At 72.3% G+C, this 5,596-nt stretch carries 5 protein-coding genes; 1 reads left to right on the forward strand and 4 read right to left on the reverse strand.

All coding sequences use genetic code 11. The features are described from left to right. The coding region (locus SACSA_RS22645) for a protein kinase domain-containing protein (protein WP_019816143.1) at window positions 1–1,101 on the reverse strand (1,101 nt) is incomplete at its 3' end. A gap of 123 nt (window positions 1,102–1,224) precedes the next feature. Between SACSA_RS22645 and SACSA_RS0111935 the strand changes: the two genes are divergently transcribed. Continuing rightward, the gene (locus tag SACSA_RS0111935; protein ID WP_028661803.1) at window positions 1,225–1,593 is read left to right on the forward strand and encodes an Rv2175c family DNA-binding protein; all 369 of its coding nucleotides are present in this window, start codon (window positions 1,225–1,227) and stop codon (window positions 1,591–1,593) included. A 203-nt stretch (window positions 1,594–1,796) separates the two neighbouring features. Here SACSA_RS0111935 and SACSA_RS0111940 read toward each other — a convergent pair whose 3' ends face one another. The 3 genes from SACSA_RS0111940 to SACSA_RS22650 form a co-directional block, all read right to left on the reverse strand. After that, a complete protein-coding gene (locus SACSA_RS0111940) occupies window positions 1,797–2,696 on the reverse strand; it encodes an alpha/beta hydrolase family protein (RefSeq protein ID WP_019816145.1) in 900 nt (299 codons plus the stop codon). A 313-nt stretch (window positions 2,697–3,009) separates the two neighbouring features. Continuing rightward, window positions 3,010–3,912 (reverse strand): poly(ethylene terephthalate) hydrolase family protein, encoded by a 903-nt coding sequence (locus SACSA_RS0111945; RefSeq protein ID WP_028661804.1) that lies wholly within the window; start codon window positions 3,910–3,912, stop codon window positions 3,010–3,012. A 156-nt stretch (window positions 3,913–4,068) separates the two neighbouring features. Then, window positions 4,069–5,596 (reverse strand): LuxR family transcriptional regulator (locus tag SACSA_RS22650; protein WP_019816147.1); only part of this gene is annotated, 1,528 nt, incomplete at its 5' end.

Genomic DNA, 5,596 nt, shown 5'->3' on the forward strand with positions numbered 1-5,596 from the left:
CTCGTCGCCCGCCCCGGGCCCGGGCGCCGCCACGGATTCCCGGGGCAGTGCCTGGGTGCCCCGGGGACCGGAGGTCTCCCCGGGGACGGCGGGGATCGCGGGCACCGTCCGCTCGGCGTCATGAAGGGTCCCCGCGCCGGTACTCGCCGCGGTGCCTGGCCCTCCGTCGGCACCCGGGGCCGTGGCGGCGTCGTGCCGCACGGGCACGGGGATGCGCGCGGGCCGCAGGCCGAGTTCGTTGCGCACGCGGGAGACCTCGGCCAGCAGCACCCCCGCGTTGTCGGGGCGTGCCGCCGGATCGCGCCGCGTCGCGCGCACCACCAGCTCGTCGAGCGCGGGGGGAAGGTCCTCGACGAGCCGCCCCGGTGGGGGCACGTCGTCGTTGACGTGCTGGTAGGCGACCGAAAGCGCCGTGTCGGCGGTGTAGGGCACCCGGCCGGTCAGCATCTCGTAGAGCAGGATGCCCGCCGAGTACACATCGGCCCGCTCGCCCGCCGCGCCGCTGGTGACTTGTTCGGGCGAGAGGTAAGCGACGGTGCCGAGGATGACGCTGGTACTGGTGGTGCCCGCGTTCGCGACGGCGCGGACCAGTCCGAAATCACCCACCTTGACGACACCGCCGGTGTCGCCACCCGGCCCGACGAGCACGTTCTCCGGCTTCACGTCGCGGTGTGCCAGCCCCGCCGCGTGCGCGGCGGCCAGCGCGGAGAGCACCTGCTCGAACACGGTCAGCGCGAGACCGACGTCGAGCCGTCCGTGCCACCGCAGCAAGTCCCGCAGGGTGCCGCCGTCGACCAGCTCCATCACGAGGAACGCACGGCGGCTCTCGGGGCCGGCCGGAGTGTCGAAGCCCTGGTCGTGGACGGCGACCACGTGCGGGTGGTGCAGGCGCGCGGCGGAACGGGCCTCCCGCTCGAAACGCTCGACGAAGGTGCGGTCGTCGGCGAAGCGGGAGTCCATGACCTTGACCGCGACCGGCCGGTCGAGGCGGGTGTCCACCCCGCGATACACCGACGACATCCCGCCCCGGGCGAGCAGCGTGCCGACGCGGTAGCGGCGGTCGAGCAGAGCGCCCTCGAGGCTCGTTTCCGTGCGTGTCACAGCGGTCGATCCTACGGTCGTGTGGAATGCGGGACCGGTCGGCGGCGCCCCCGGCCGGACGCCGGTGCGAACTCGGGCGTCGGGGCTGCTCCCGGCCGCCCCGATTATGGCAAGGTAGTAGGCGTGAGTGCGATTCCAGTCGCTGATGACGTGCTCGACGCCGAGGTCGGTGTCCTCACCCTCGGGGAGGTCGCCGACATCATCGGGCAGTCGGAGAACAAGGTGCGCCAGATGCTGCGGGACGGTCACCTGATCGCGGTGCGCAGGGACGGCCAGCTCGTGGTACCGGCCGAGTTCCTCGGCAAGAACGGAGTGATCAAAGGACTGCCCGGGACGATCACGGTGCTGTCCGACTCCGGGTACAACCGCACGGAAATGCTGCGGTGGCTCTACTCCGAGGACGAGTCGCTGCCCGGGGTGACCCCGATCAACGCGTTGCGGACCAACCACGGCACCGAGGTCAAGCGGCGCGCCCAAGCCATGGCGTTCTGAGCCGGGCCCCGCCCGGCCGTGCCACTGAGCCGGGCCCCGCCCGGCCGTGCCACTGAGCCGGGCCCCGCCCGGCCATGGTCTTCGGGTCCGGTCGAGGCCGGACGGTCGTCCCTGATCCGTGCCGGGTTCGCGCCTCCGGCACACGCGGATCGGTGCGCGACCCCGCGGGCCGCGCACCGATCCGGTCGTGCTGGGCGGGAAGGTCAGTACGGGCAGGTGGAGCGCCACTCCTCGATGGCGAGTCCGCGAGGTTCGGGGCAGAGGAACCGGTCGTAGCGGGTGTCGTCGTCGACGAAGCGCTTGAGCCAGGAGATGCTGTACTTCGCGATCGTGGTGTCCGAGATGTTCGGCGCGAAGTGCGTGGCGCCGTTGAGTTCGAGGTAGGCCTTGTCCAGCGAGCCGGACAGGCTCTCGTAGAACGGGATGGCGTGGCTGCGTACCGAGGCGATCGTGTCGTACTCGGCGCCGATGATGAAGGTGGGTACCCGCACCTCGCCCCAGGTCTTGTCGAGGTTCCACGGGGTGAGCGGGATGGAGGCCTTCAGCGAGGGCCGGTCGGCCGTGGCCTCCAGCGCGCCGCCGCCGCCCATCGAGTGGCCCATCACCGCGAGCCGGCCGGGGTCCAGCCGGGCCCGCACGCGGAGGTCGCTGTCGTCGGTCAGGTAGTCCAGCGCGGCCAGGAGCTGGTCGCCACGCTGGCTGGGCTGGTCGAGGCGGGTGTTGGTGTCGATGGTGAACACCACGAAGCCCTGTGAGGCCAGCCGAGGTCCGTACCAGCTCATGGTGCCCTCACCGGCGGTGAATCCCGGGGCGATGGCCACTCCGCCGAAGGTCTCCGTGGTACCGGTGGGGTAGTAGATCGTGCCGCCGCCGAAACCGCTGGCGAAGCTGGAGACGCGCTCCTCGTCGACGGAGAACGGCCCGCGCAGCGCCTCGATGCTGCGCTCGGTGGGGTCGGGGCCGCGCTCGTGGGGGTTGTCCTGGGCGTGGGCCACGCCCGCCCCCGCCACACCACCGGTCAGGGCGAGGGTGGCGGCGACGACGCCGACCGCTCGTCTGAACCGGCCGCGGGCGGCACTGCCCGGCTGCGCTGTGGTTCGCACGTTGTCGACTCCTCTCGTGGGGACACCTGACGGCGCCAGGTGTGTCCGATCCCTCACGGACGGGCACGATTCTCGGTTACCGGCGAGTCACGCGGCATCGGCGAAATCACCGGAACGTGGCCGGCCGGGCGCGACCGTGCGCACCGAGCACGGGGCCGTGTCCGGGCAGGCGGTGTGCGTTCGGGCCCCGCGGTGCGTGGTCGGGACGGTGGGCACCGGAAAGGCACATGCACACCAGAAGGCGTGCGCGACCAGTGGTCGCGCACGCCTCCTGTCCCCACCTGTGGGTCAGTGGCGAGCTGGCACGCTCACCTCAGTACGGGCAGGTCGAGCGGTACTCCTCGATGGCGAGCCCGCTCGGCTCGGGGCAGAGGAACTGGCTGTAGCGGGTGTCGTCGTCGACGAAGCGCTTGAGCCAGGAGATGCTGTACTTCGCGATCGTGGTGTCCGGGCTGTTCGGGGCGAAGTGGCTCGCCGCGTTGAGTTCGAGGTAGGCCTTGTCCAGCGAGCCGGACAGGCTCTCGTAGAACGGTTCTGCGTGGCTGCGCACCGACGCGACGCTGTCGTTCTCCGCGCCGATGATGAAGGTGGGCACCCGCACCTCGCCCCAGGTCTTGTCGAGGTTCCACGGCGTGAGCGGGATGGAGGCCTTCAGCGAGGGCCGGTCGGCCGTGGCCTCCAGCGATCCGCCGCCGCCCATCGAGTGCCCCATCACCGCGAGGCGGTCCGGATCGATGCGCTCGCGCACGTCGCGGTCACTGCGCTCCACCAGGTAGTCCAGCGCGGCCAGGAGCTGGTCGCCCCGGCTGCCGGGCTGGTCGTAGCGGCTGTTGGTGTCGATGGTGAACACCACGAAGCCCTGCGAGGCCAGCCGAGGGCCGTACCAGCTCATGCTGGTCTGGCTGGCGGTGTAGCCCGGCGAGACGGCCACCGCCCCGAAGGTGCCCTCGCTGGTGTCGGTGGGGTAGTAGATCGTGCCACCACCGAACCCGGAGACCAGGGACGAGACCCTGTCCTCCTCGACCGAGAACGGGCCCCGTGGGGCCTCGATGCTGTCCTCGCTCGGGTCCGGTCCCCGCTCGTACGGGTTGTCCTGCGCGTGGGCGACGCCCGCACCGGCCACACCACCGGCCAGGGCGAGCGCGGCGGTGACGGCCCCGACGGCCCGCGAGAACCGGCCGCGGGCGGCACTGCCCGACTGCACTCGGGTTCGCACGTTGTCGACTCCTCTCGTGAGACCGCCCGGCTCGGTCGTAGCCGGGCGTGTCCGTTCGGCGACGAACGGTGCCGAGTGTGCCTTCCCCGGGGCCACGCGGGTATCGGTGAAATCGCCAGTACCTACTTGTCGGTAGCTCGTGTCCGGGAGCGCCGCTCACCGGAAGTGCTTGGCCAGTTCCACCCGGGACCGGATGTCGAGCCGGGCGAAGATGTTGCGCAGGTGATGGTCGACCGTGCGGTGACTGATGTAGAGCGCCGCGGCGATCTCCCGGTTCGTCGCTCCCTCGGCTACCAGGCGGGCGATCTGCTCCTGCTGCGGGCTCAGCTCGCCGCCACCGCACGGCCCCGGCGCACCGGTACGCCGGGTCGGTGCCGGATGGCCGCAGGCACGCAGTTCACGCGTCGCCCTCCGGACCCAGTGCCGGGCCCCCAGGTCGTCGAAGATCTGCACCGCCTCGCGCAACACCTCCCGCGCGCGGGTCGGCTTGCGGTCGCGGCGCAGCCGCGCCGCGTACAGCATCTCCGTGCTCGCCAGGTCGTAGGGCGAGTCCGCCTCCCGGTGCAGCCGGATCGCCTCGGTGAAGTGTTCCTGTGCCGCGTCGTCCCGGTCGGCCAGCAGGGCCCGGCAACGGTGGACCAGGGCCCGGCGCGCCGTGCCGCCCGTGGTGGTCGCCCAGCGTTCGAACGCGGCCAGCGCCCGGTGGGCGCTCTCACGTTCGCCGCAGCGGACGGCGGCCTCGACGTAGTGCGGCACCGCCATCACCCGGATCGGGGTGCAGTTGCGGGCCCGGCCGACCGACATCCGCCGGAACCGGTCCAGCGCGTCGGCCGGGCGGTCGTGGGCGAGGTCGACACACGCCGCGGCCCAGGTTCCCAGCGCGTTCGGCCTGCTCAGACCCCGTTCGACGTAGCCGGAAGACGCGGCACGCAGGCGCAGCCCGGTGGTCTCCTCGTCGCCCTGGAGCGCGGCCAGCATCGCCAGCACCGTGAGGTGGTCCACGGCCGAGTTCGACTGGCCCAGTGACTCGGCCAGGCGCAACCCTTCCAACGAGCTGGTCGTCGCGGTGGCGAGTTGACCGTTGAGCATCTCCGCCATCGCCACGTAGACCATCGACCACGGGATGTCGGCGGCGTCCCCGCGTGCCCGCGCGGCGGTGACCGCGCCCACGGCGAGGTTCCGCGACTCGCTGGCCTCGCCGAGGGTGAACGCGGCCTGACTGGCCAGCGTTCGCGTGGCCGGGTCGGGGGTGGCCGTGCCCAGGTCGACCACCCGCCGCAGCGGCTCGGCGGCGTCGGAGTGCCGCCCGCTGAAGGTCGCCGACATGGCGGCGAAGTGCTCAAGCACCGCACGGGTGGTGGGCGGCTCGTCGAAGGCCCGGATGCGTGCGGCGTCGCGCGCCGTGGCGCAGTACCGGGCGTTGTCCCCGGCCACGAAGCTCGCCTCACCCGCCAGCATGAGCGTCGTGGCGGCCAGGGTGCTGTGTGTCGTTACCAGACGTTTGGCGGTGCTGATCAGTTCGGTCGCGGCCACGGCCGGGTTGCCCCGGCGCAGCTCGATCTCTCCGGACAACAGTTCCGCCTCCGCGGTGAGCCCGGTCCGGGTCAGCGGGGCGGCGCGGCGCAGCACGGTGCGGGCCCGCTGGGGATGGCCCGCCGCCCAGTGGTCACCGGCCGCGGCGACG

The organism is Saccharomonospora saliphila YIM 90502 (assembly GCF_000383795.1).
In the GTDB taxonomy this organism is placed as follows: domain Bacteria; phylum Actinomycetota; class Actinomycetes; order Mycobacteriales; family Pseudonocardiaceae; genus Saccharomonospora; species Saccharomonospora saliphila.